The organism is Azonexus caeni, assembly GCF_048146105.1.
GTDB lineage: Bacteria > Pseudomonadota > Gammaproteobacteria > Burkholderiales > Rhodocyclaceae > Azonexus > Azonexus aromaticus_B.
On sequence record NZ_JBKJAD010000026.1, the window covers coordinates 34,593 to 58,455 of the forward strand.

The window sequence follows — 23,863 nt, forward strand, 5'->3', positions numbered from 1 at the left end:
CTCAGCTTCCCGCCCACTCCCGGCGCGCCTGACGGGCGATGCCGAAGACGTCCTCGAGACGCTCGCCGTCGGCGCGGGCCAGCGCGTCGCGCAGCTCGTCGAGCTGGGCCCGGTAGCTGTCGAGTTCGCCGAGCAGCGCCTCGCGGTTGGCGAGGCAGATGTCGCGCCACATTTCCGGGTGACTGGCGGCGATCCGCGTGAAGTCGCGGAAGCCGGAGGCGGCGAAGGTGAAGAACAGTTCGGCGTCGTCGCGCACCGCCAGGTCATGGACCAGGGCGAAGGACAGCAGGTGCGGCAAGTGGCTGACTGCGGCGAAGACGCGGTCGTGCATTTCCGGCGTCAGCTCGTAGATGTCGGCGCCGCACAGCGCCCAAGCGCGCTTGACGCGGTCGAGGCGCTCGTCGTTGTTCTCGGGCAGCGGCGTGACGACGACCTTCCTGCCCTGATAGAGGTCGTGCCGGGCGGCCGACGGCCCGCTGTTCTCGGCGCCGGCAATCGGATGCGCCGGCACGAACTTGCCGATGTGGCCGCGGAAGGCGGCACGGGCCGCAGCAACGACGTCGCCCTTGGTCGAACCGCCGTCGGTGACGATGGTGTTCGGCCCGAGATAAGGCGCGATGCGGGCGAAGATTTCCGGCATCTGCGCCACCGGCGTCGCCACCAGCACGATGTCGGCGTCGCCGATCTCGTGTGCCGGGTTGATCCCGGCGCGGTCGATGACGCCCAGTTCCTGCGCCACGCGCAAGGTCGATGGCGTGCGGCCGAAACCGACCACCTCCTCGACGGCGCCGGCCGCCTTGAGGGCAAGCGCGAAGGAACCGCCGATCAGGCCGGTACCGAAGACGACGATCTTGCCGAACTCGGGCTGGCCGGCGTCCATTTACAGGGCCTTTTCCAGCGCCGCGATGAAGCGCGCGTTCTCGGCTTCGCTACCGATCGTCACGCGCAGCCACTCGGGCATGCCGTAGCCGCCGATCGGGCGGACGATGACGCCCTGCTGCAGCAGCTTCTGGTTCACCGCGGCGCCGTCGCCGGCCTTGAAGGTGACGAAGTTGCCGTAGGACGGGATGTAGGCCAGGCCGAGCTTTTCCAGCGCGGCGACGATCTGCGCCATGCCGCGCCGGTTGAGTTCGTGGCTGGCCTGCAGGAATTCGTCGTCATCGAGCGCGGCGAGCGCGCCGGCAAGCGCCAGGTTGTTGACGTTGAACGGCTGGCGGACGCGGTTCATCAGGTCGGCGACGGCCGCCGAAGTGACGCCGTAGCCGATGCGCAGCCCGGCCAGGCCGTAGATCTTGGAGAAAGTGCGGCAGACCACCAGGTTGGGGAATTCGGCGACCCAGGCGGCGGTATCGACGCGCGCCTCGGGCGGGATGTACTCGTTGTAGGCCTCGTCGAGGACGACGACGACATCGGCCGGCACCTTTTCCAGAAAGGCACGCACTTCCGGATAGGGCAGGAAGTTGCCGGTCGGGTTGTTCGGGTTGGCGATCCAGACGACGCGGGTGTCCGGACGGATCGCGGCGAGCATCGCCTCGAGGTCGTGGCCGAAATCCTTCGCCGGCACGCAGATCAGCTCGCCGCCGATCGACAGCGTGGCCAGCGGATAGACGGCGAAAGCATGCTGGGCGAACACCGCGGAACGTCCCTGAGCCAGGAAGGCGCGGGCAACCAGGTCAAGCACGTCGTTGGAGCCGTTACCAAGCACCACCTGGTTCTGGTCAACGCCGCAGCGCGCCGCCAGCTTGGCGATCAGCTCGAACTGGTCCGGGTAGCGCTCGACGCCGGCCAGCGCCGCTTCCACCGCCTGCCTGGCCTTCGGGCTCATGCCGAGCGGGTTCTCGTTGGAGGCGAGCTTGACGATGCTCTCAACCGGGATCCCCATCTCGCGGGCCAGTTCGGTGATCGGCTTGCCCGGCTGGTAGGGCGAGATAGCGCGGACGTAGGAAAGGGCTTGTTCGGTGAGGGACATCGACTTCTCTCAGAATACGGCGACCGGGTAGGAGCCGAGGATTTTCAGGTAGGCGGCGTTGCCGGCCAGTTCGGCGAGCGCGGCCTTGACCGCCGGTTCCTCGCGATGGCCTTCGACATCGACGTAATAGACGTATTCCCACAAAGCGTTGCGCGCCGGCCGCGATTCCAGGCGGCACATCGAAACGCCGGCGGCGGACAGCGGCGCCAGCAGTTCGTGCAGCGCGCCGGCACGGTTGGGCGCCGACATGATCAGCGAGGTCTTGTCGCGCCCCGACGGGCCGGCGTCATGCTTGCCGAGGACGAGGAAGCGCGTGGTGTTGTTCGGCTCGTCCTCGATGTTCTCGGCCAGCTTCGCCAACTCGTAACGAGTGGCCGCGGCCTCGCCGGCGATCGCCGCCGAACCGGCCTCCTCGGCGGCCTTCTGCGCCGCCTGCGCGTTGCTGCCGACCGAGATGCGCTGCGCCTGCGGCAGCATGCGGTTGAGCCATTCGTGGCACTGCGCCAGCGATTGGGCGTGCGAATAGACGCGGCTGATCGCCTTGAGATCGGTTTCCTTCGACAGCAGGTTCTGGTGGATGCGCAGCACGACTTCGCCGCAGATCTTCAGCGGCGTGCCAAGCAGCAGGTCCATCGTCCGGCCGACCGCGCCTTCGGTCGAATTCTCGACCGGCACGACGGCGTAATGGGCGTGACCGGACTCGACTTCGCGGAAGACATCGTCGATCGAAGATTGCGGCAGCAGGCGGCCGGCGTGGCCGAAATGCTTGGTCGCCGCCGACTCCGAGAAGGTGCCGAGCGGACCGAGGAAGGCGATGCCGAGCGGCTGTTCGAGCGACAGACAGGCCGACATCACCTCGCGGAAGAAGAAGGTGATGTTCTCGTTCGGCAAAGGTCCGGGATTGACGTCCTGCAGCCGGCGCAGCACCTGCGCCTCGCGCTCCGGCCGATAGATGAAGCCGGCGTCACCGAACTCGGCCTTGATCTCGCCAACGCGCTGCGCGCAGCGGGCACGTTCGTTCAACAGACGCAGGATGTCGCCGTCGATGCGGTCGATGTCGGCGCGCACGCCGGCCAGGGCCTTCGAGAGATCGTCGCTCATCCGCTCACCCGTTCCGCTTGGCGAAATCGTTCATGAAACCGACCAGCGCCTTGACCGCTTCGAGCGAGACGGCGTTGTAGATCGACGCACGCATGCCGCCGACCGACTTGTGGCCCTTCAGGCCGAGCACCCGGGCCTCCTTGGCGGCAGCCAGGAAAGGCGCGTCGAGAGCGGCATCGGCCAGCACGAAGGGCACGTTCATGCGCGAGCGGCAGTCGGGATCGACCGGGTTGGTATAGAAACCGCCGGAGTTATCGATGCACTCGTAGAGAATGCGCGCCTTTTCGGCGTTGATCGCGTCGATGCCGGCCAGACCGCCCTGCTTCTTCAGCCACTGGAAAACCAGGCCGGCGATGTAGATGCCGAAGGTCGGCGGCGTATTTAGCATCGAGCCGTTCTCGGCCATCACCGCGTAGTCCATCACGGTCGGGATGTTGAGCGGCGCCATGCCGAGCAGGTCACGATGGACGATGACCAGCGTCACGCCCGAAGGGCCGATGTTCTTCTGCGCGCCGGCGTAGATCAGCCCGAACTTCTCGACATTGACCGGGCGCGACAGAATGTGCGACGACATGTCGGCAACCAGCGGCACGCCGGTGTCGGCGATGCGCTCGGCGGGAATCTCGACGCCGTGGATGGTCTCGTTGGTGCACACGTGCAGGTAGGCGGCGAACGGGTCGAGCTTGATTTCCTCAGCCGTCGGCAAGCGGGTGAAGCCGCTCTCCTCGGTCGTCGCCGCGACGCGGACATTGCCGATGCGCTGTGCTTCCTTGACCGCCTTCTTCGACCACGAGCCGGTGACGATGTAGTCGGCCGAGCGCCCGGCCAGCAGGTTCATCGGAATCTGCGCGAACTGCTGCGTGGCGCCGCCCTGCAGGAACAGCACCTTGTACTGCTCGGGAATCCCCATCAGCTCGCGCAGGTCGGCTTCGGCCTGCGCCAGGATGGACATGAACTCCTTGCCGCGATGGCTCATTTCCATGACGCTGCAGCCAGCGCCCTGCCAGTCGAGCAATTCTTCCTGCGCCTGGCGCAGAACCTCTTCGGGAAGTGCAGCCGGACCGGCGCTGAAATTCCAGATACGCGTCATTTATGCCTCTCCAGCTGGATCGTCGGCTGCCGGTTCCACGGTCGACTCGCCTTCAGTGTCATTTTCCGCCACCGGGTCGGCCACCGACTCGGCGACCTTCTCCAGGCCCGCCAGCTTCTCGCCTTCGTCGAGCGAGATCAAGGTGACGCCCTGCGTCGCCCGGCCCATGCCACGGATTTCGGAAACCCGGGTACGGATCAGCACGCCGCCGGTGGTGATCAGCATCACCTCGTCGTCGTCGCCGACCAGCTTGGCACCAACGACGATGCCGTTGCGCTCGGAATCGGCAATCGCCTTGACGCCCTGCGTGCCGCGTCCTGAGTGACGGAAGTCGGCGAGTACGGTGCGCTTGCCGAAGCCGTTCTCGGTGGCGACCAGCACCGTCTGCTGGTCATCTTCGGCGACCAGTAGCGAGATGACCGTCTGTCCGTCCTGCAGCTTCATGCCGCGCACGCCGCGGGCACCACGGCCCATCGGCCGGACATCTTCCTCGTCGAACCAGACTGCCTTGCCGGCGTTGGAGACGAGCACGATGTCGCTCTGGCCGGTGGTCAGTTCGACGCCGATCAGGTAGTCGTCGTCGAGCAGGTCGACGGCGATGATGCCGGCCTTGCGCGGGTTGGAGAAGTCGGACAGCGGCGTCTTCTTGACCGTGCCGGCGCGGGTCGCCATGAACACGTACTTGTCGTCAGCAAATTCCTTGACCGGCAGCACGGCGTTGATGCGCTCGCCCTCTTCCAACGGGAACAGGTTGACGATCGGCTTGCCGCGGCTGGTGCGGCTACCCTGCGGTGCCTCGAAGACCTTCAGCCAGTAGCAGCGGCCGCGGTTCGAGAAGCACAGGATGTAGTCGTGGGTATTGGCGACGAACAGGTGATCGACGAAATCCTCGTCCTTGATCGCCGCCGCCTGCTTGCCGCGCCCGCCACGGCGCTGGGCGCGGTAGTCGGCGAGCGGCTGGGCCTTGATGTAGCCGCCGTGCGACAGGGTGACGACCATATCCTGCGGCGTGATGAAGTCCTCGATGCCGAGTTCCTGCGTGTGCAGCACGATTTCCGAGCGGCGCTCGTCGCCGAACTGGTCGCGCACCGCCGTCAGCTCGCCGACGATGATCTCGGTGATCCGTTCCGGGCGGGCCAGGATATCGAGCAGGTCAAGAATCTTGGCCATGACTTCCTTGTACTCGCCGACGATCTTGTCCTGCTCGAGACCGGTCAGGCGCTGCAGGCGCAGTTCGAGGATGGCCTGGGCCTGGGCATCGGACAGGCGGTAGCCCTGTTCGGACAGGCCGAATTCCGGCAGCAGGCCGTCCGGACGCGAGACGTCGGAAGCCGCACGCAGCAGCATTTCCTCGACCACCGGGCTGCGCCAGGTACGCTCCATCAGGCCGCGCTTGGCGTCCGGCGGCGTCGGCGCCGCCTTGATCAAGGCAATGATTTCGTCGACGTTGGACAGCGCGACAGCCAGGCCTTCCAGGATGTGGCCGCGTTCGCGCGCCTTGCGCAGTTCGTAGACGGTACGCCGGGTGACGACTTCGCGGCGGTGCGACAGGAAACACTCGAGCATCTGCTTGAGGTTCAAGAGGCGCGGCTGGCCGTCGACCAGCGCCACCATGTTCATGCCGAAGGTGTCCTGCAGTTGCGTCTGCTTGTACAGGTTGTTGAGGATGACCTCGCCGACCTCGCCACGCTTCAGCTCGATGACGATGCGCATGCCCGACTTGTCGGACTCGTCGCGGATGTCGGAGATGCCCTCGATCTTCTTTTCATTGACCAGTTCGGCGATCTTCTCGATCAGCGACTTCTTGTTCACCTGATACGGAATCTCGTCGACGATCAGCGCCTGGCGGTCGCCCTTGCCGATATCCTCGAAGTGGGTGCGGGCGCGCATGACGACGCGGCCGCGGCCGGTCTTGTAGCCTTCGCGCACGCCCATCACGCCGTAGATCAGCGCGGCGGTCGGGAAATCCGGCGCCGGGATGTGCTCGATCAGTTCATCGATCGAGATCGCCGGATTCTCCAGCAGCGCCAGGCAACCGGCGACGACTTCCTTGAGGTTGTGCGGCGGGATGTTGGTCGCCATACCGACGGCGATACCGGACGAACCGTTGATCAGCAGGTTCGGGATACGGGTCGGCAGGACCAGCGGTTCCTCCTCGGAACCATCGTAGTTCGGCCCGAAGTCCACGGTTTCCTTGTCCAGATCTTCGAGCAGTTGGTGACCGATCTTGGCCATGCGCACTTCGGTGTAACGCATCGCCGCCGCGTTGTCGCCGTCGATCGAACCGAAGTTACCCTGACCGTCGACCAGCATGTAGCGCAGCGAAAAGTCCTGAGCCATGCGGACGATGGTGTCGTACACCGCCGAATCGCCGTGCGGGTGATACTTACCGATGACGTCGCCGACGATACGCGCCGACTTCTTGTACGCCTTGTTCCAGTCGTTGTTCAGCTCGTGCATCGCGAACAGCACGCGACGATGTACCGGCTTCAGGCCATCGCGCGCATCCGGCAGCGCCCGGCCGACGATCACGCTCATCGCGTAATCGAGATAGGAACGCCGCATCTCGTCTTCGAGGCTGATCGGCAGTGTTTCTTTGGCGAATTGGTCCATGTCTCTGGTATCCGCGCCGGGCTGGCCGGCACTATGTTTGGTTGTAACACAGGTAATTTGCTATTTTACCACGCCGCCACCGGCCTACCGCAGCCCATTTCCATGACACCGACACCCGAAAAAATCGACCTGCTGATCGAAGCCCGCTGGATCGCCACCGTGGAAACCGACGCAATCCTGCACAACCACGCGGTCGCGGTACGCGGCGGACGCATCCTGGACATCCTGCCGGCCGCCGAAGCCCGCCAGCGCTATCAGGCCACCGAGCAGCACCGCCTCGAACAGCACATCCTGATCCCCGGCCTGATCAACCTTCACACGCACGCCGCGATGACCCTGCTGCGCGGCATCGCCGACGACAAACCGTTGATGGAATGGCTGCAGCGCCACATCTGGCCGGCGGAAGGGGCACTGGTTTCGGCGCCCTTCGTCCTCGACGGCACCCGACTGGCCTGCGCCGAAATGCTGCGCGGCGGCATCACCTGTTTCAACGACATGTATTTCTTCCCCGAAGCCGCCGCCCAGGCCGCGACGGAATTCGGCATGCGCGCCGCGCTCGGCATCACCACGCTGGAATTCCCCGGCAACTACGCCAGCGACGCCGACGACTACATCGCCAAGGGACTGGCCGCCCGCGAAGCCTGCCGCGACAATCCGCTGCTCAGCTTCTGCTTGGCACCACACGCGCCGTACACCGTGTCCGACCGCACTTTCCAGCGCATCGCCACGCTGGCCGAACAGCTCGACCTGCCGATCCATTGCCACATCCATGAAACCCGGCAGGAAGTTGCCGACAGCCTGCAGCAGCACGGCCAGCGCCCGCTCGCCCGCCTGCAGGCACTGGCCCAGTTGGGGCCCGGCTTCATCGGTGTACACGCCGTCCATCTCGACGACAGTGAAATCCGGCTGCTCGCCGACGCCGGCTGCAGCATCGCCCACTGCCCGACCTCCAACCTCAAGCTCGCCAGCGGCATCGCCCGCATCGCCGAGATGGACGCCGCCGGCATCAACATTGGTCTGGGCACCGACGGCGCCGCCAGCAACAACCGCCTCGACATGTTCGGCGAAATGCGCCTGGCCGCCCTGCTCGCCAAAGGCAGCAGCGGCGATGCCGCCGCCTTGCCGGCAGCGAGGGCGCTGCGCATGGCCACCCTGAATGGCGCGAAGGCGTTGGGACTGGACGCCATCACCGGCTCCATCGCCCGCGGCAAGCAGGCCGACCTCTGCGCGGTTTCGCTGGCCGAACTAGAATGCCAACCCTGCTACGATCCGCTGTCACACCTGATCCATGTCGCCGGGCGCGAACAGGTCAGCCATGTCTGGGCGGCCGGAAACTGTCTGCTAGAGCACAAAACTTTACGGCTTGGCAAGGAATTTCGCTTGGATGCATCCGCCGCGCTATGGCAGAATAAAGCCGAAGTCTGCACTGGGAAGGCGCATGCGCCCTGATGCAAACCGCTGAAATTTCCAATTTCTTCAACGAGGGAAGACCATGATCAAGAACATCGCCAAGAAATCCCTGGCCGTTGCCCTGCTGGCGGGTATCGGCTTTGCTGCCGTCGCTCAGGAACGTGTCTATGTCATCGACCAGCGCGACGTCGTCGCCAAGAGCGGTTTCGGCCTCTGCTGGCGCACCGGCTACTGGACCCCGGCCGCCGCCGCCGCCGACAAGGCCGGTTGCGAATGCGACCGCGACCTGCTGCCGAAGGCCGCCTGTGAAGGCAAGCCGGTTGCCGCTCCGGCCGCCCCCGCCGCTCCTGTGGCCGGCGTCAAGCCGACCGGCGAAAAGGTCACCGTCGCCGCTGACGCGCTGTTCGACTTCAACAAGGCCGTGCTGCGTCCGGAAGGCAAGGCCAAGCTTGACGAGCTGGTCGCCAAGGCTGGCCAGATCAAGCTCGAAGTGATCCTCGCCGTCGGCCACACCGACCGCATCGGCGGTGCCGCCTACAACCAGAAGCTGTCCGAGAAGCGCGCTGCCGCGGTCAAGGAATACCTGGTTGCCAAGGGTATCGAAGCCAACCGCGTCTACACCGAAGGCAAGGGCGAAACCCAGCCGGTCACCGGCGACAAGTGCGGCAAGAGCGACAAGAAGTCGAAGTCGCTGATCGACTGCCTGCAGCCGGACCGCCGCGTCGACATCGAAGTCATCGGCACCAAGTAATCCGCCGCTGCTACAATGCAGGCCCTGCTTCGGCAGGGCCTTTTCTTTTTCAGCCTTGCGAAACCGACCATGCTCAACGCCGACCCCAGCGAACTGCAAAAATTTGGCGACCTGGCCCACCGCTGGTGGGACCCGAACAGCGAATTCAAGCCCCTGCACGACATCAACCCCCTGCGCCTGGGCTGGATCGACCGCTGCGTCGGACTGCGCGGCAAACGGGTGCTCGACGTCGGCTGCGGCGGCGGCCTGCTCTCGGAAGGCATGGCTGCGCTGGGCGCCGAGGTCACCGGCATCGACCTCTCGGAAAAGCCGCTCGGCGTCGCCCGCCTGCACCTGCTGGAGAGCGGGCAGAAGGTCGATTACCGGCAGATTTCCGCCGAAGCACTGGCCGAACAGATGCCCGGCGCCTTCGACACGGTCACCTGCCTGGAAATGCTCGAACACGTGCCCAATCCGTCGAGCACCATCACCGCCTGCGCCCGCTTGGTCAAACCCGGCGGCCAGGTCTTCTTCTCGACGCTCAACCGCAACCCGAAGGCCTACCTGTTCGCGGTGATCGGCGCCGAATACCTGCTCAAGCTGCTGCCCAAGGGCACCCACGACTACGCCAAGTTCATCAAGCCGTCCGAGCTTACCCGCTGGGCCAAGATGGGCAACCTGGAACCGCAGGAAATCCTCGGCATGAGCTACAACCCGCTGACCCGGGACTACAGCCTCGGCCGCGACACCAGCGTCAATTACCTGCTGCGCGCCCAGCGCAATGCCTGAGACCGCTCCCCGGGCCGTCCTTTTCGACCTCGACGGCACACTCGCCGACACCGCCCCCGACCTCGCCGCCTGCGTCAATCGCCTGCTGGTCGAGGAAGGCCGGGCGCCGCAGCCGCTCGTCGAGCTGCGCCCGTTCACCTCACAGGGCGTGCGCGGCATGTTGTTCAAGGGTTTCGGTATGAGCCCCGAGCACCCTGACTACGCCGCCTTCGCGGCGCGCTTCCTGGCCCACTACGAAACCCGCCTGTGCGAGGAAACGCGCCTTTTCGACGGCATTGCCGACCTGCTCGACCGGCTTGAGGAGAACGGGCTGCGCTGGGGCATCGTCACCAACAAGCGGATGCGCTACACCGACCCGCTGGTCCGCCTGCTCGGCCTGGCGCCGCGCACGACCTGCGTCGTCAGCGGCGACACCACGGCCGCCGCCAAGCCATCGCCGCTGCCCCTGCTGCATGCCTGCGAACTGCTCGGGGTGGCGCCGTCCGCCACCCTCTACGTCGGCGACGACCAGCGCGATATCGTCGCCGGCCAGGCCGCCGGCTGCGCGACGATCGCCGTGCGCTGGGGCTACCTCGGCGTCGAGCGCCCGATCGAGGCCTGGGGCGCCGACCGCATCGTCGACCACCCGCGGGAAATCGCCGCCGTCAGTCGGCCGACCTGACCGCCGCCCGCTCGCGCCGCCGGTAACCGATCAAGGCCGGCACCACCGCCAGCAGCAGCACTCCGAGCGCCGCCAGCAGCGGCCAGCGCACCGGCGCATTCCACTCACGCCGCGCCTGCGCCCGGTCGACGGCGTCGACCCGCTGGTACTTCAGCGTGTTGTTGCCGACATCGCTCGGCTTGCGGTTCTTCAGCCAGCGGTGGGTCAGCGTGTAGCTCTTCGGGTGCTGCCCGAAAACCCAGGGCGCGTCGTGGCGCAGGATGTCGTTCATGCGCCGGATGATGGCCAGGCGCTCGGGCGAGTTCTCCATGTTCTTCATCTGCAGGAACAGCCGGTCGTACTCGGGATTCTCGTAGTTGGCCGAGTTGGCGCCGCCTTGCAGACGCCCTTCCGGACCGTGCAGCAGGAACATGAAGTTCTCCGGATCGGGGTAGTCGGCATTCCAGCCGAGGTAGAAGAGCTGGAAGGCGCCCTTGCGCAGCTTGTCCTGGAAGCGGTTGAAGTCGGTGGCGCGCACCACCAGTTGCACGTCGATCTTGGCGAACTGCCGGGTCAGCCAGTCGAGGCGCGATTTTTCACCCATTCCACCGCCGGTGGTGTCGAGGTTGAGAACCAGCGGCTCGCCGTTCCTGGCGTCGCGCCCATTCGGGTAGCCGGCTTCGGCGAGCAGCTGTTTGGCGACGGCGGCCGACTTGCGCCGCGCCTGCCCTTCGACCCAGTCATAGACGACACGGTTGATTCCCGCCTCGCCCGCTTCGTAGCCGAAGATGCCGGGCGGCAGCGGCCCCTGAGCGGCGATGCCGCGACCGTTCTGAAAAATCGAGATGAATTCTTCCTGGTCGATGGCGATCGACACCGCCTGACGCAGCTTGGACGCTTTTTCGCCGAGGCCGCCGACCACCGGATCCTGCATGTTAAAGCCCATGTAGAAGGTCGATGGGCGCACCGAAGTCAGGAGGCGGATGCCCTTGTCGCGCATCTCGTCGGACAGCGCGACGTCGCCGCCGACGTTGACGCGGACCGCCTGATCGAAGCTGTCCGAGGAAATGCCGGAGGCGTCGTAGTAGCCCTGCAGGAACTTGTTCCAGTAGGGAATCGCCTCCTTCTCGCGGGTAAAGACCGCCTGCTCGATGAAGGGCACGCTCTTGCCGCAATCGGCAAGCAGACCGGCGTCGGCGTCTTCGGCTTCGCCGTCGCAGGGATAGGGTTCGCCACGGAAATTCGGGTTGCGGGTGAGCACCATGCGCCGGTTCGGGTCGTTCTCGGTCAGCATGTAGGGGCCGGTGCCGACCGGCCACCAGTCGAGCGTCAGGTTCTTCTCGCGCATGCCGGGTTGGGCGTAGAAGCGATCGACCTCGCGCGGCACCGGCGCGAAGAAGGGCATCGCCAGCCAGTAGGAAAACTGCGGATACTTGCCGCGGATGCGGATGCGCCAGGTCCGCGCATCGACACGTTCGACGCCGCTCAGGGCGAAGGCGTCGAGATCGAGCCAGGTGTCGTCGGGCAGGTCCTTGACCGCCGCCCGCAGACGTTCGCCGAGTTCGCGCAGGCCGACGATCTTGTCGGCCATCATGCCGTAGATCGGCGAGTGCAGGCGCGGATGGGCGAGGCGCTTGATCTGGTAGATGTAGTCGTCGGCGCTCAGTTCGCGGCTGGCGCTGGCCGGAAAATCGGCGATGCTCTGCCGACCGGCCGCCGTCTCGGCACCAAGGAAGCGCGGCTGCCCGGCAGCGTCGAGCGCGAAAGCCGGATGCGGCTGATAGCGGATACCCGGCTGCAGGGTCAGTTCATAGACGCTTTCGGCGATCGCCGCGTCCGGCGCATCGTCCGGCAGCCGGCTGCCGTCGGCCGCCAGGTAGCGCGGCTGCGGCACTGCTTCGACAGTCGCCGGGATCAACTGATAGGGACGGCGCAGGTAATGGTACTGCAGCGGCGGTTCGTAGATCTGGCCGGTGAAGGCGGCCTCGTCCTCGGTGTAGGACTGGGCGGGGTCGAGGTGTTTGGGGCGGTCGGTGAAGGCCGTATAGAGGATTTCGCGGCCGGCATCGGCGGCCGGATAGGGTGTGTTCCACGACTCGCCGCAGGCCGCGAGGCCGAGGCAGAAAAGCAGGCAGGCAGGCAGTTTTCCCATGGCCGCCAGTGTATAACAAAGGCTTGACCGGGCCAGCGGGCTCCGAACACAATGGCCCAAAACAACCACAGGAAGCCACCATGCTCGACACCCCGGTCCCCGACTTCGCCCTGCCCGCCACCAGCGGCACCAGCTTCCGGCTCGCCGACCAGGCCGGCCGCATCGTCGTCATCTATTTCTACCCCAAGGACAGCACCCCTGGCTGCACCACGGAAGGCCAGAATTTCCGCGACCTGCACGCCCAGTTCTCCGCCGCCGGCGCGGTCGTCCTCGGCGTTTCCCGCGACAGCCTGAAGGCGCACGAGAATTTCAAGGCCAAGCAGTCCTTTCCCTTCGAACTCGGTTCCGACGCCGACGAGGCCGTCTGCAACCTGTTCGGCGTGATCAAGCAGAAGATGATGTACGGCAAGCAATGCCGCGGCATCGAGCGCAGCACCTTCGTCATCGACCGCAATGGCGTGCTGCGCCGCGAGTGGCGCGGCGTCAAGGTCGCCGGCCACGCCCAGGAAGTACTCGACTTCGTCAAAACCCTCTGATTTCCAACCGTCCCCGCGAGACCCCCATGCCGCGCCAACCCGCCGCCAAGAAGCCCGCAATGACCAAGATCTTCGTGCTCGACACCAATGTCCTGATGCACGATCCGAGTTGTCTGTTCCGCTTCGAGGAGCACGACATCTTCCTGCCGATCATGACCCTGGAAGAGCTCGACAACCACAAGAAGGGGATGTCGGAAATCGCCCGCAACGCCCGCCAGGCCTCGCGCATGCTGGACGAAATGCTGGCCCACGACGACGTCGACATCGACGAGGGGATCGATCTTTACGGACCATCGGCCAAACTGGCGAGCGGCCGCCTCTACCTGCAGACCGAGGCGATCAGCACCGAACTGCCGCAGGGCCTGCCGACCTCCAAGGTGGATAACCAGATCCTGTCGGTCGTCATCCACCTCCAGAAGAAATTCCCCAAGCGCCCGGTGATCCTGGTGTCGAAAGACATCAACATGCGCATCAAGTCGCGCGCATTGAACCTGCTGGCCGAGGATTACTTCAACGACAAGGTGCTCGAGGACACCGACATCCTCTACTCCGGTACCCGCGCCCTGCCCGACAACTTCTGGGAAAAGCACGGCAAGGGCATGGAATCCTGGAAGAAGGACAGCAAGACCTATTACCGGGTCAATGGTCCGCTTTGCCCGCAGTTTCTGGTCAATGAATTCGTCTGGCTGGAAAAGGACGGCTTCGCCGCGATCGTCAAGGAAACCGCCGGCAAGAGCGCGGTGCTGGAAACCCTGGTCGACTACACGCACCCGAAGAATGCCGTCTGGGGCATCACCGCCCGCAACCGCGAACAGAACTTCGCCCTCAACCTGCTGATGAATCCGGAGATCGATTTCGTCACCCTGCTCGGCCAGGCCGGCACCGGCAAGACGCTGCTGACTCTGGCCGCCGGCCTGACCCAGACGCTGGAAAGCAAGCAGTTCGCCGAGATCATCATGACCCGCGTCACCGTCCCGGTCGGCGAGGACATCGGCTTCCTGCCGGGCAGCGAAGAGGAAAAGATGGCGCCGTGGATGGGCGCCCTGGAAGACAACCTCGAGGTCCTGACCAACACCGACGACAGCAGCCCCTACGGTGGCGACTGGGGCAAGGCCGCGACGCACGACATCATCCGCTCGAAGATCAAGGTCAAGTCGCTCAACTTCATGCGTGGCCGCACTTTCCTGAAGAAGTACCTGATCATCGACGAAGCGCAGAACCTGACACCGAAGCAGATGAAAACCCTGGTCACCCGCGCCGGCCCAGGCACCAAGGTGGTCTGCCTGGGTAACATCGCGCAGATCGACACCCCCTACCTGACCGAAGGCAGCTCCGGCCTGACCTATGTTGTCGACCGCATCAAGGGCTGGCCGCATTCCGGTCACATCACGTTACAAAGAGGCGAACGCTCGCGTCTGGCTGATCACGCAGCCGACGTGCTATAGTCGGCGCCACTTTGGCAAGGCCGTGTCTGACACGGCCTTTTCATTTCAACCTTGATTTTTCCCGAGGTTCGCCTTGAAACGCAGAGACTTTCTGGCCGCATCCGCACTGTTCTCGCTCTTTACCGGCGACGCCCTTGCTGCAAAGAAAAAGACCCAGAAAAAGACCACTGCGAAAAAAACCTCGCGCAAATCCAGCAAGAAGAAAAGCCCCCGTTCCGCACGCTCCAATCTCACCGGGACATCGCGTCCCGCCGTACATAGCGCCGCCACCCCGTTGATCGATGCCTCCCCGGAAGGCACCTCGACCTCACGCCTGCCGCCGGTTCGCGCCCAGGAAGCCCCCACCGATTGGCAGACCTATGAAATCGTCACGACGCTGAACCTGCGCGCACCAGGACAAAATGCCAACCTCTGGCTGCCCCTGCCCTCAACTCAGGACAATCTGCACCAGCGGCTGCTCGGCCATAACTGGCAAACCGACGCCCGCAATGTCAGCCTGCAGCGCAGACCCGAGGGCGAACTCGAAGTGCTGCGTTGCGAATGGAACGACGCAAGCAACGCCTCCTTGCGTCTCGTCACGCAAATCAGCACGGCCGACCGGCACTTTGACATCACCCGGCGCAGCGTCCCGCCCGAACGCGACGACATCCTGCGCCATAACCTGCAGGCCAGCACGCTGATTCCGAATGACGGCCTGGCCCGCCAACTGGGTGAACGCATCGTCGGACGGATCAAGGATCCCCTGGCGCAAGTGAAGGCCATTTACGACTGGATCTGCGAAAACGCCATCTACGACCCATCCTTGCCCGGCTGCGGCAATGGCGAGATCCATCGCCAATTGATTTCCGGGCAGTACGGCGGCCGCTCCGCCGACATCAACGGCCTGTTCGTTGCCGTCTGCCGATCAATCGGCATCCCGGCACGCTGCGTCTACGGCATCCGGATCGGCCGCTCCCGGCTCTTCCCCTCGCTTGGCCTGCGCAGCGACGATGCCACGCGCGCCCAGCATGTCCGGGCCGAGTTCTATCTGCCCGGCTACGGCTGGATTCCGGCCGACCCCAGCGACGTCCGCCGGGCGGTCGCCTATGAAGCGCTCCAGGAGGGCAGCGGCCAGCTCGCATCGCTGCGCCGGGTCCTGTTTGGCGTCTGGGAAATGAACTGGGCGGGATTCCATTCCGGCAACGATCTGCAACTGACTGGCCTGTCGCATACCTTGCCGCACTTCATCCTTCCACAACTTCGAGTCGGCGCACAGAATATCGACGTGCTCAACCCGAACAACACCTCCATCCGCATCAGCGCCCGCCAGATCGTGCTGTAGGCAAAGCCGGGCAGCGATTCCTCCGCCCCACCCGACGCGAGGTTTTGGCTGGCGCCGAAACCTCGAACTTAGTCTCGCGCGTCCTGGAAACCGCCCGACGCGAGGTTTTGGCTGGCGCCGAAACCTCGAACCTAGTCCCGCGCGTCCTGGAAACCGCCCGACGCGAGGTTTTGGCTGGCGCCGAAACCTCGAACCTAGTCCCGCGCGTCCTGGAAACCGCCCGACGCGAGGTTTTGGCTGGCGCCGAAACCTCGAACCTAGTCCCGCGCGTCCTGGAAACCGCCCGACGCGAGGTTTTCAAAGCGGGTGAATTCGCCGAGGAAGGCGAGGCGCACGGTGCCGGTGGGGCCGTTACGCTGCTTGCCGATGATCACTTCGGCCAGGCCCTTGTCCGGCGAATCGGGCTTGTAGTATTCGTCACGGTACATCATCAGGATCACGTCGGCATCCTGTTCGATGGCGCCGGATTCGCGCAAGTCGGACATCATCGGCCGCTTGTCGGTGCGCTCTTCAACCTTCCGTGACAGCTGCGACAGGGCGACGATCGGCACCTGCAGTTCCTTGGCCAGCGATTTGATCGAGCGAGAGATTTCCGAGACCTCGGTGGCGCGGTTCTCGCCTGCCTTGTTGCCGCTCATCAGCTGGATGTAGTCGATCACCAGCAGGCCGAGCTTGCCGCCGTACTGGCGCGCCAGACGACGCGCCCGGGCACGCAGGTTGGCCGGACTGAGACCACCGGTCTCGTCGATGTAGATCGGTGCTTCGTGCAGCTTGCCGAGGGCAAACGACAGACGCGACCACTCGTCGTCGCTCATCCGCCCGGTACGCAGGCTCTGCGAATTGAGCCGACCGATCGACGCCAGCATCCGCATCGCCAGTTGAGCGCCGCCCATTTCCATGGAAAACACGCCGACCGGAAGGCCGCTATCGACGGCGACGTTCTCAGCGATATTGAGTGCGAAAGCCGTCTTCCCCATCGACGGACGACCAGCGACGATGATCAGGTCGCCCGGCTGGAAACCGGAGGTCTTCTGGTCAAGATCGAGGAAACCCGTCGGCACGCCGGTGATGTCGGAAGGATTGTCGCGATCGTGCAGTTCCTGGATGCGCTCGACAACCTGGGTCAGCAGCGGATTGATATGCACGAAACCTTCGGCGTGACCGGCGCCGGCTTCGGCGATCTTGAAGATTTTCGATTCGGCCTCGTCGAGCAGGGAGGCCGCATCCCGGCCCAGCGGATTCAACGCATCGGACGCGATTTCGTCGGCCGTCGCCACCAGTTGCCGGAGCACCGCACGCTCACGGACGATTTCCGCGTAACGCCGGATATTCGCCGCTGACGGCGTATTCGCCGCCAGCTCGCCAAGGTAGGCCAGTCCACCAGTCTGGTCGTTTTCGCCAGCGGCATCCAGCGCCTCGGCGACCGTCACCACATCGGCCGGTTTCGCCTTCTCGAGCAGGTTGCGGATTTGCCGAAAAATCCGCCGATGCTCGTCGCGATAGAAATCACTCTCGGCGACCTGATCGCCGATGCGGTCCCAGGCATTGTTGTCGAGCAGCAGGCCACCGAGGATCGACTGTTCGGCCTCGATCGAATGCGGCGGGACGCGCAAGGTATCGAGTACGGGATCGGCGGCCCGGGACTTGTTCTGTCGCTGGTTCATGGTGTTCTGCAATCGGCATCGGGGGCCGCCATTATAAGCTGCCCCCCTGCCACATCACCCGACATGCGGGTCCGCACCGGGTGGTTCAAGAAGTTGGGGTCATGAGTGACGAGGCCCCCCAAGTCGATCAAAGTAGGCGATCGTCAGTATCGAGTTGATCAGCCGGCAGCCATTTCCCCCTTCACAGGTGCCGCTCTCGCGGCGTCTACAAAAATGGCGCTTCCTCTTTGTGAGCCACGAAACGAGCTGTTCCGTTGCGCTCCATCCTTGAACACCTGTCCAGAAAATGAGCGGGCAGCGCTACCGTCCGGAGCGCCCTCCGGCCCCTCCTACGCTGCTTGAAACGCCGGTCCAGCAAGGCTTCCCGCCAAAACCCCCGATACCTCGCAGCGGCTGGCACGGGCTTCGCACTAAAGGCCGCGCCACACCATCGCCTGGCGATGGCGACGGGGGAATGCCGGCGGGTCGGGAGCCCGCGCGGCACACATCAATGCAAATCACCTGGAGACAATCCATGACCAAAAAAATCATCGCGCTGGCCATCGCGGCCGCCGCTTCGGCGGGCGCCCTGGCCCAGAGCAATGTCACCATCTACGGCAACGTCGATATGGGCTGGATGCACCGCAGCGGCGACAACGGCGCGGTCGCCCCGAGCAAGTCGCAAAACGCCGTGCAGAGCGCCGGTTCGCAAAGCCACATCGGCTTCAAGGGCACGGAAGACCTCGGCAACGGCATCAAGGCCCTGTTCGACCTGCAGTACCGGATCAATCCCGACATCGGCACCGGCCCGACCCAGGCCGGGCACCAGTTCATCGGCGTCACCGGCGGCTTCGGCACCGTCGTCGCCGGCTACCTCGACGGCCTGCGCTACGGCATCTACGGCAAGTACAACCCGTTCGGCAACTACTCGGTCGGTAACTTCGCCTCGATGACCACCCAGTACGACCGCGCGTCCAACGCTGTGGCCTACGTCTCGCCGGCCTTCAATGGCTTCACCCTGATCCTGGCGACGGCCACCAACACCCAGGGCGACGAAGGCAGCCTGAACGGCGTCCATACCGTCGGCGGCGTCGCCAACGGCGGCAACAACGGCGACGACCGCCTGTTCTCCGCCAACCTGATCTACGCCAACGGCCCGCTCAGCGTCGATCTCGACTACGAGACCACGAAGGCCGTTGGCTACTCCAACAGCCGCCTCTACGTGCTGACCGGCGGCGCCTCCTACGATTTCGGCCCGATCAAGGTCTCCGGCGTCTACGACGTCATCAAGGGCGACCCCAACTCGCTGATCGGCGGCAACATCGACCTCGACGCCGCCACGCCCGGCAACCAGAACCTGGGCGGCCTCGCCGCCGGCCAGGAATACGACCGCCGCAACTGGTTCATCGGCGCCGAGATGCCCTTCGGCAAGCTGAAGGCGCTGGCCAGCTACGGCCAGGTCAAGGACCGCACGCTGAACGACGCCAACGCCCGCAAATGGGCCATCGGCGCCCGCTATTCGCTGTCCAAACGGACCGAACTGTACGCCGACTACGCGCAGATCCGGAACGACGACAACGCCGGCTTCACCATCAACCCGATGGGCAACTCGCTCGGCCTCAGCGGCGTCGGCGTCAAGGGTTTCGCCATGGGGATGAAGCACAGCTTCTGACCCCGCCCCGACGCGCCGCAACAACGGCGCGTCGGGCCTTCTTTTCTTGCGTCAGATGCTTCAGCATCTTTTCGGGGCGTCCTGCGGGACGCCCTGTTTTTTTGGTTGGCGCTGGATTCACCGAGGGCAAACCGCAGCAATCAGGGATACGACACGCCATATTCGGCGATAGGCACGAGCACGGCACCGCTGAGGCGGAAGTGGGCAGCAATGGAGACGTGAACAACCACGAAGCCCATCGTAGTTCCGCCCATTTTGAAGAGCCGCCTGGCAGCGATTGGCGTTCTCTCCAGCAGTTCATCATTCAGGGAATAACGACGAACCTTGTATGCGGGCTCTTCGTCCGGTTCAAAATCCCGATCCCGGTAGCTGGAGGAGTTCCGGTCCCAGCAGTCGAAGCGTTCCAGAAATGTCAGGTACCAGCGGTCCTCATGCCACTTATTGTTGTGGTCGATATAGATGGCGGGTTGTATGGCGAGATTGGGTATCTCAAGCGACAGAAGCTTGTCGCGGAGTGAATCTTTGACCAGGATGTCTGATCCGTGAAAAAGCAGCTCTGGTGGAGGATCGGAAGGAAGAATGCGGTTTTGTTGCTGATATTCCAGCGACCCGTTATGGAAAACCAGTGGCTTGGCATGCAGGGGCAACAACTCCGACGTATAGGGTTTCCGTGACGTGTCATCGTCCGGAGTCATGAACGGAAGGCGCTCATCCCTCTCCTTCAAGACGAAGAAATAGTCTTGGTCGAATTTGCTCATTTCGGCACTCCGGGGTTGCATTGACCCGGCCGGGGCGCTCGGAGCAGATTTCCTCGACGCCGACTGGACGGCTCTTGCCGCCGGGGTCGGCATCGATGGCGGTCATCGTGCCCGTGGGCGGTCGTACACAGCCGATTACGGACGATCGACAACGGGGCCAGCCAGAAAATACCAGATGGCAAATCAAAAATCCTTCTTCCCGTCCAGCCGCTGTCCCCACCAGGGGCGGTACCACTGACCGCGGCTGTTGGCCTCGCGGTCGATGCGGGCGGGGTCCTGAATTTCAGCCGGCTGCGGGTTGGGCAGGATCAGCATGGCGCGACCGGCGTCGGAGTCGCGGCTGGAAACGTAGAGCACCGGGTGGCGGCGCTGGTTGGCGGCATAGGCGGCGAGCAGCAGGGTGTAGCTGACGGTGTTGGCGCCCAGTTCGTCGAAGACCGCCGGCAGGTCGATGGCGTCGCGGTGCAGGTCGTAATCCGGCAGCAGGTCGTGCAGCGCGGCGCCGGTATCGGCCAGGCGCTGCGCCGCAGCCGGCGTGTAACGACCGCAATCGCGGGCGACGGTGCCGATCGCCGTCGGCGCGATGCCGGCGCTGGCGCAGGCCTGCTCGACCGCCAGACGCAAGGCGGTGACGCGCGCCGACTCGCCCTTGACCTTGTCCACCGACTTCACCGGCACGACGGCCGGCGCGGTGAAGTAAGCCAGCGCCGAACGCCCGCTGACAAAGCCCGGGTGCGCCAGCATCAGCAGCACCGCGGCCTCGTTCGGCAATTCATCCTTCGGCCAGCTTGGCGAATCGACGGTGCCCAGCCAGATGACCTTGGCCTCCGGCGTCGCGATCTTGCCCAGACCGGCTTCCAGCGTGGTCCACCCGGCGTTGCCGGAGGCCAGGGTGAAGCTGCCGGGGCGGGTGTCCACTCCGAAGGACTGGTAAGCTCTTCGCCACAAATTCCAGGCTTCTTCCTGCGTGCGCTCCGCAGTGAACCCGGCGACAATGTGCAACTGCTTCATCCGCACGTCGTTCCACAGGAACTGGTGGTAGCCGCCATAGGCCGTCTCGTTGTAATAGCTGACGGTAAAGGAGAAGCTGGCAGTTAATTTATCAAGCAGGTTTTCGTCGAAACGATAACGCGGCAAACCTTCACCCGTCACCCCTTTGTAGGTTTTTGGGGGTGCGTCATCAGGTTTGAGGGCAAGCACGGTTGGAAGATAGTGGTCCAGCGGGTATCTGGGGGCCAGCAGAGGCGATATCAAACTGGCACCAACCAGTTGAGCAACCGCTCCTGTCGGCCAGTCCGGCTTGACGGCGGCAGGCGCCGATTTTGCAGCGGCAAGCGCCAAGCGGTTGAATCCGAGGAAATCGAGTAATCCCATGCTCAGGGCTCCGGTCAGGAATTGGCGGCGGCTCTTCATCGCAGCAGTCCAAAGAAATTCTGTTTACGTTCGTTCAAGATATCGGTGTTGGCCACCATATGCGCGTGGTTGTAGATGGATTGCACCTGACTCTCCTTGAACAGTCCGCGTGCCCAGTAGTCCTTGAAACCCTCGGTGTCGAGTTTGGCTTCTTCCAAATACATCCAATGAGCAAAGCGACGGAATTGGCTCATGTCCTCCGCAGTAATCTTGCACGGATCAACGAAGCCAACCGCAACATCGTAGGCCACGACCTCCGCCGAATGCTCAGGGTTGGTCAGGATCGTGCCGTGGTCGGTGGCGTTGGGGTTTTCCGAGAGGTAGCGTTTCATCATCGCCCGCTCGTCTTCCGGGGTATCGCCGATTTCGCCACGCCGCTTGGCGGCTTCGAGGCGGGCCCGGGTTTCGAATTCCCACTGTTTTTCGGTCTCACTGTTCCCCTTCGGCAGGGCTTCCTGCTCCAGGTTTTCCGGCAGAATGTCCTGCCATTTTTCCCGGTTTGCCGGATCCAGTGCATTGGGGACAGGATCCTTGCCTTCATCGAACTTGGCTGATTTATCGCCGTAGCGCAGGGAATGGGGCGTTACCGGCTTGGGCAGGACCGGGGCAGTGATCGGAACCTCCCGGTTCTTTTCGGGAGGCGTGTTGATCGGGATATCAATCAGGCGCGACGCCGGCCAGATGAAGATCGAGCTCAACACGGTGAGGATGCGGGAAACAAAGCCCTGATTGTGGTTCAGGCTGAGCACGTAACGCATGTTCGGCGGTTTGGGGTTCCAGAACTGGTTGGGGTCGTGGTTGTGCTTGATGTAGTGGTAGCGCTGCCAGGCTTCGCAGCCGACGGCAAAGGGCGGCGATTGATTGCCTCCGGCCTGCGCCCAGACCCGCTGGTAAATCTTGCCGTCCCCCTTCACGGCATCGATGTCCTCATCGCGCAAGCCTTTCCAGCCGATGCCCTGGATCGGGGTGACGCCGATCAACTGGTCGTGCGGATTGCAGTACAGGAAAACCTTGCCGCGGTTGTCGCGATCCTTGCCCACTTCGGGTTTGCGACGAGCAGCGTCCTTGTCAGGAAATTCTTCCATCTGAAACAAGGGGGTCTGGCTTTCGACATCCTTGCAGCCCATGATCCGGTTGATCTCTTCCAGTGACTGGCCCTTGCCAGCCCTTTTGGCCACCCCATCGAGAAAGCGCTTGAAGGTATCCTTGCGGGCCGTAGCCGTGACATGGCCGAATTCGCCGAAACCACCGGGTTGCTTGGCGACGACGAATTCTTCCGTAGCGGGCGACTCCAGGTTGTAAGGCGGATTGCTCATGATGTAGGTATCGGCAATGAAGGATTCATCCTCCTTAAGGCCGAGCATGGCAGCCCCCAGCGTAATCATGTTGCCCTGGCTGTGGCAGATCACGGTGATCGGGCAATCGGCCTGCTTCTTGCGGATCGCCTTGATCAGTTCCTTGAGGCGGTGCGAGGCATGCGCGTAATAGGCGCGCGGCGGGCAGGCATAGACCTCCCGGCCATCAACCGGAAACATGTTGAGGTAAAGCCACCAGAACACCCGGTCGTCCATACCGACGCCCCACATGTAGGGCAAGGCGCTCGTGCCGTTCTGGAAGGGACCACCGCCCCAGGCGTCCATTTCGTTGAGCCAGATGAAGCCGGTCTGCTTGTATAACTTCTCCTCGTCGATGGCATTGGTATCGCTCTTGGGCTTGCCCGCAAGTTTGTAGCCCCAGCGGAAACGGATGATGGGCGAGCGCTCGGCATCCTTGACGAAGTTCTTGCCATCAAGAGTATCGTTCAGTTTTCCGCCAGCCAGGATTTCCGGTTCGTAGGTGGCCTTTTCCAATGGCCACGCGAAATCCTGCGAGCCATTCAGACCGAGTCGCTTGTTGAGCCCCTCAATCAATCCCTCCTCGGTTTGCTCATACCATTCGCCATCGGAATTGACGCCGTGCACGAAGATGATGATGCCCGGCAGGCAAGCCTTATAGACGTGAGCCTTGTGCATGCCTTCGCATACAGTCAGGTCGCGGGAAAGGATATCAGCCGAATTTTCCATAGGTTCAATCCGAAAGTAAGGCGATGGTCGTGATCAGCAGCGCGTCGGACTCGACCAGTTCGGTTTCGCCCTGCTCATTGCTGATCCCCTCGACGACGCGACCGTCGCTCAGGCTGATGCGGTATTTCTGGCGGGCAATCGGTTCGCCGTCGGTAGCACGGTGAATGATGTACTGGCGCTTGAAATCGCCGGTTTGTATGAATTCGGGCAAGGCATAGCCGATCCCCTCCGGCCCACTGAATTTCTTCTGGCTCGCATGCACCGTGATCGTCCCCGGGCACTGCACGATGATCCCGCCGTCGATGGTGATGCTGGCGCCGCCCTTGACCGCCAGGTGAATCTTCTTCGCCGCCGCGAAGTCGACGTGGGCATTCGCCGAGACGATCTTCAGCTCCTGCTTGGCCTGGAACTTCATTTCATCGCTCTGCGCCTGCAGGTCGATGTCGTCTTTGGCGGCGATCAGTTTGATGCCGGTGTTGCCGTCGCCGGGGCGGATGGCGCCGGCCACCAGGCCGATG

The 23,863-nt window shown here is 63.9% G+C and carries 19 protein-coding genes; 8 read left to right on the forward strand and 11 right to left on the reverse strand.

The window, feature by feature from the left end:
- Nucleotide 1 precedes the first annotated feature (1 nt).
- Genes ACLIIZ_RS18555 through gyrA form a run of 5 tightly spaced genes read right to left on the reverse strand, consistent with a single transcriptional unit; the run spans nt 2 to nt 6,773 of the window.
- Nucleotides 2-880 carry a prephenate dehydrogenase gene (locus ACLIIZ_RS18555; protein WP_416694623.1) on the reverse strand — a complete coding sequence of 293 codons (879 nt, stop codon included), beginning with the start codon at nt 878-880 and terminating at the stop codon, nt 2-4.
- Nucleotides 881-1,969, reverse strand: coding sequence for a histidinol-phosphate transaminase (hisC, locus tag ACLIIZ_RS18560; RefSeq protein WP_416694625.1), 1,089 nt, complete (start codon nt 1,967-1,969; stop codon nt 881-883).
- Between the two features lie 9 nt (nt 1,970-1,978).
- Nucleotides 1,979-3,070, reverse strand: a complete 1,092-nt coding sequence (pheA, locus tag ACLIIZ_RS18565; protein ID WP_416694627.1) for a prephenate dehydratase — start codon at nt 3,068-3,070, stop codon at nt 1,979-1,981.
- 4 nt (nt 3,071-3,074) lie between these two features.
- Complete coding sequence (gene serC, locus ACLIIZ_RS18570; protein ID WP_416694629.1) at nt 3,075-4,160, reverse strand: 3-phosphoserine/phosphohydroxythreonine transaminase; 1,086 nt, start codon at nt 4,158-4,160, stop codon at nt 3,075-3,077.
- Entirely contained in the window at nt 4,161-6,773 is a 2,613-nt protein-coding gene (gene gyrA / locus ACLIIZ_RS18575; RefSeq protein WP_416694631.1) for a DNA gyrase subunit A, read from the reverse strand.
- 102 nt (nt 6,774-6,875) lie between these two features.
- On the opposite strand from gyrA, the gene ACLIIZ_RS18580 reads away from it, so the two are divergent.
- The 4 genes from ACLIIZ_RS18580 to gph all read left to right on the forward strand — a co-directional run bounded on the left by ACLIIZ_RS18580 (nt 6,876) and on the right by gph (nt 10,363).
- Nucleotides 6,876-8,222 (forward strand): TRZ/ATZ family hydrolase, encoded by a 1,347-nt coding sequence (locus ACLIIZ_RS18580; protein ID WP_416694633.1) that lies wholly within the window; start codon nt 6,876-6,878, stop codon nt 8,220-8,222.
- 43 nt (nt 8,223-8,265) lie between these two features.
- Nucleotides 8,266-8,934 (forward strand): OmpA family protein, encoded by a 669-nt coding sequence (locus tag ACLIIZ_RS18585; RefSeq protein WP_416694636.1) that lies wholly within the window; start codon nt 8,266-8,268, stop codon nt 8,932-8,934.
- A gap of 69 nt (nt 8,935-9,003) precedes the next feature.
- Nucleotides 9,004-9,702: a bifunctional 2-polyprenyl-6-hydroxyphenol methylase/3-demethylubiquinol 3-O-methyltransferase UbiG gene (ubiG, locus tag ACLIIZ_RS18590; protein ID WP_416694638.1), complete on the forward strand. Its 699-nt coding sequence runs from the start codon at nt 9,004-9,006 to the stop codon at nt 9,700-9,702.
- On the forward strand, nt 9,695-10,363 hold the full coding sequence (gph, locus tag ACLIIZ_RS18595) for a phosphoglycolate phosphatase (RefSeq protein ID WP_416694640.1): 669 nt from the start codon (nt 9,695-9,697) through the stop codon (nt 10,361-10,363). Before ubiG ends, gph begins: the two co-directional genes overlap by 8 nt.
- On the opposite strand, the gene ACLIIZ_RS18600 is transcribed toward gph, so the two are convergent.
- Nucleotides 10,347-12,494 (reverse strand): ABC transporter substrate-binding protein, encoded by a 2,148-nt coding sequence (locus ACLIIZ_RS18600; protein WP_416694642.1) that lies wholly within the window; start codon nt 12,492-12,494, stop codon nt 10,347-10,349. The two genes, gph and ACLIIZ_RS18600, sit on opposite strands and share 17 nt — an antisense overlap.
- A gap of 80 nt (nt 12,495-12,574) precedes the next feature.
- Here ACLIIZ_RS18600 and ACLIIZ_RS18605 point away from each other — a divergent pair, with 80 nt between their 5' ends.
- From ACLIIZ_RS18605 to ACLIIZ_RS18615, 3 genes are all read left to right on the forward strand, one after another.
- Nucleotides 12,575-13,030 (forward strand): peroxiredoxin, encoded by a 456-nt coding sequence (locus ACLIIZ_RS18605; protein WP_416694645.1) that lies wholly within the window; start codon nt 12,575-12,577, stop codon nt 13,028-13,030.
- 26 nt (nt 13,031-13,056) lie between these two features.
- Nucleotides 13,057-14,475: a PhoH family protein gene (locus tag ACLIIZ_RS18610; protein WP_416694647.1), complete on the forward strand. Its 1,419-nt coding sequence runs from the start codon at nt 13,057-13,059 to the stop codon at nt 14,473-14,475.
- A gap of 73 nt (nt 14,476-14,548) precedes the next feature.
- Entirely contained in the window at nt 14,549-15,796 is a 1,248-nt protein-coding gene (locus ACLIIZ_RS18615; RefSeq protein ID WP_416694649.1) for a transglutaminase-like domain-containing protein, read from the forward strand.
- A gap of 257 nt (nt 15,797-16,053) precedes the next feature.
- On the opposite strand, the gene dnaB is transcribed toward ACLIIZ_RS18615, so the two are convergent.
- Nucleotides 16,054-17,460 (reverse strand): replicative DNA helicase, encoded by a 1,407-nt coding sequence (gene dnaB / locus ACLIIZ_RS18620; protein ID WP_416694651.1) that lies wholly within the window; start codon nt 17,458-17,460, stop codon nt 16,054-16,056.
- A 514-nt stretch (nt 17,461-17,974) separates the two neighbouring features.
- Here dnaB and ACLIIZ_RS18625 point away from each other — a divergent pair.
- Nucleotides 17,975-19,111 carry a porin gene (locus ACLIIZ_RS18625; RefSeq protein WP_416694654.1) on the forward strand — a complete coding sequence of 379 codons (1,137 nt, stop codon included), beginning with the start codon at nt 17,975-17,977 and terminating at the stop codon, nt 19,109-19,111.
- 140 nt (nt 19,112-19,251) lie between these two features.
- Here the strand turns inward: ACLIIZ_RS18625 and ACLIIZ_RS18630 are convergent, their stop codons facing one another.
- The 4 genes from ACLIIZ_RS18630 to ACLIIZ_RS18645 form a co-directional block, all read right to left on the reverse strand.
- A complete protein-coding gene (locus ACLIIZ_RS18630; RefSeq protein WP_416694656.1) occupies nt 19,252-19,869 on the reverse strand; it encodes a hypothetical protein in 618 nt (205 codons plus the stop codon).
- 183 nt (nt 19,870-20,052) lie between these two features.
- A complete protein-coding gene (locus ACLIIZ_RS18635; RefSeq protein ID WP_416694658.1) occupies nt 20,053-21,006 on the reverse strand; it encodes a hypothetical protein in 954 nt (317 codons plus the stop codon).
- A gap of 272 nt (nt 21,007-21,278) precedes the next feature.
- Nucleotides 21,279-23,345 (reverse strand): T6SS effector phospholipase Tle3 domain-containing protein, encoded by a 2,067-nt coding sequence (locus tag ACLIIZ_RS18640; protein WP_416694660.1) that lies wholly within the window; start codon nt 23,343-23,345, stop codon nt 21,279-21,281.
- Between the two features lie 4 nt (nt 23,346-23,349).
- Nucleotides 23,350-23,863, reverse strand: a 514-nt coding sequence (locus tag ACLIIZ_RS18645; protein ID WP_416694663.1) for a DUF2345 domain-containing protein, incomplete at its 5' end; no start/stop codon positions are given.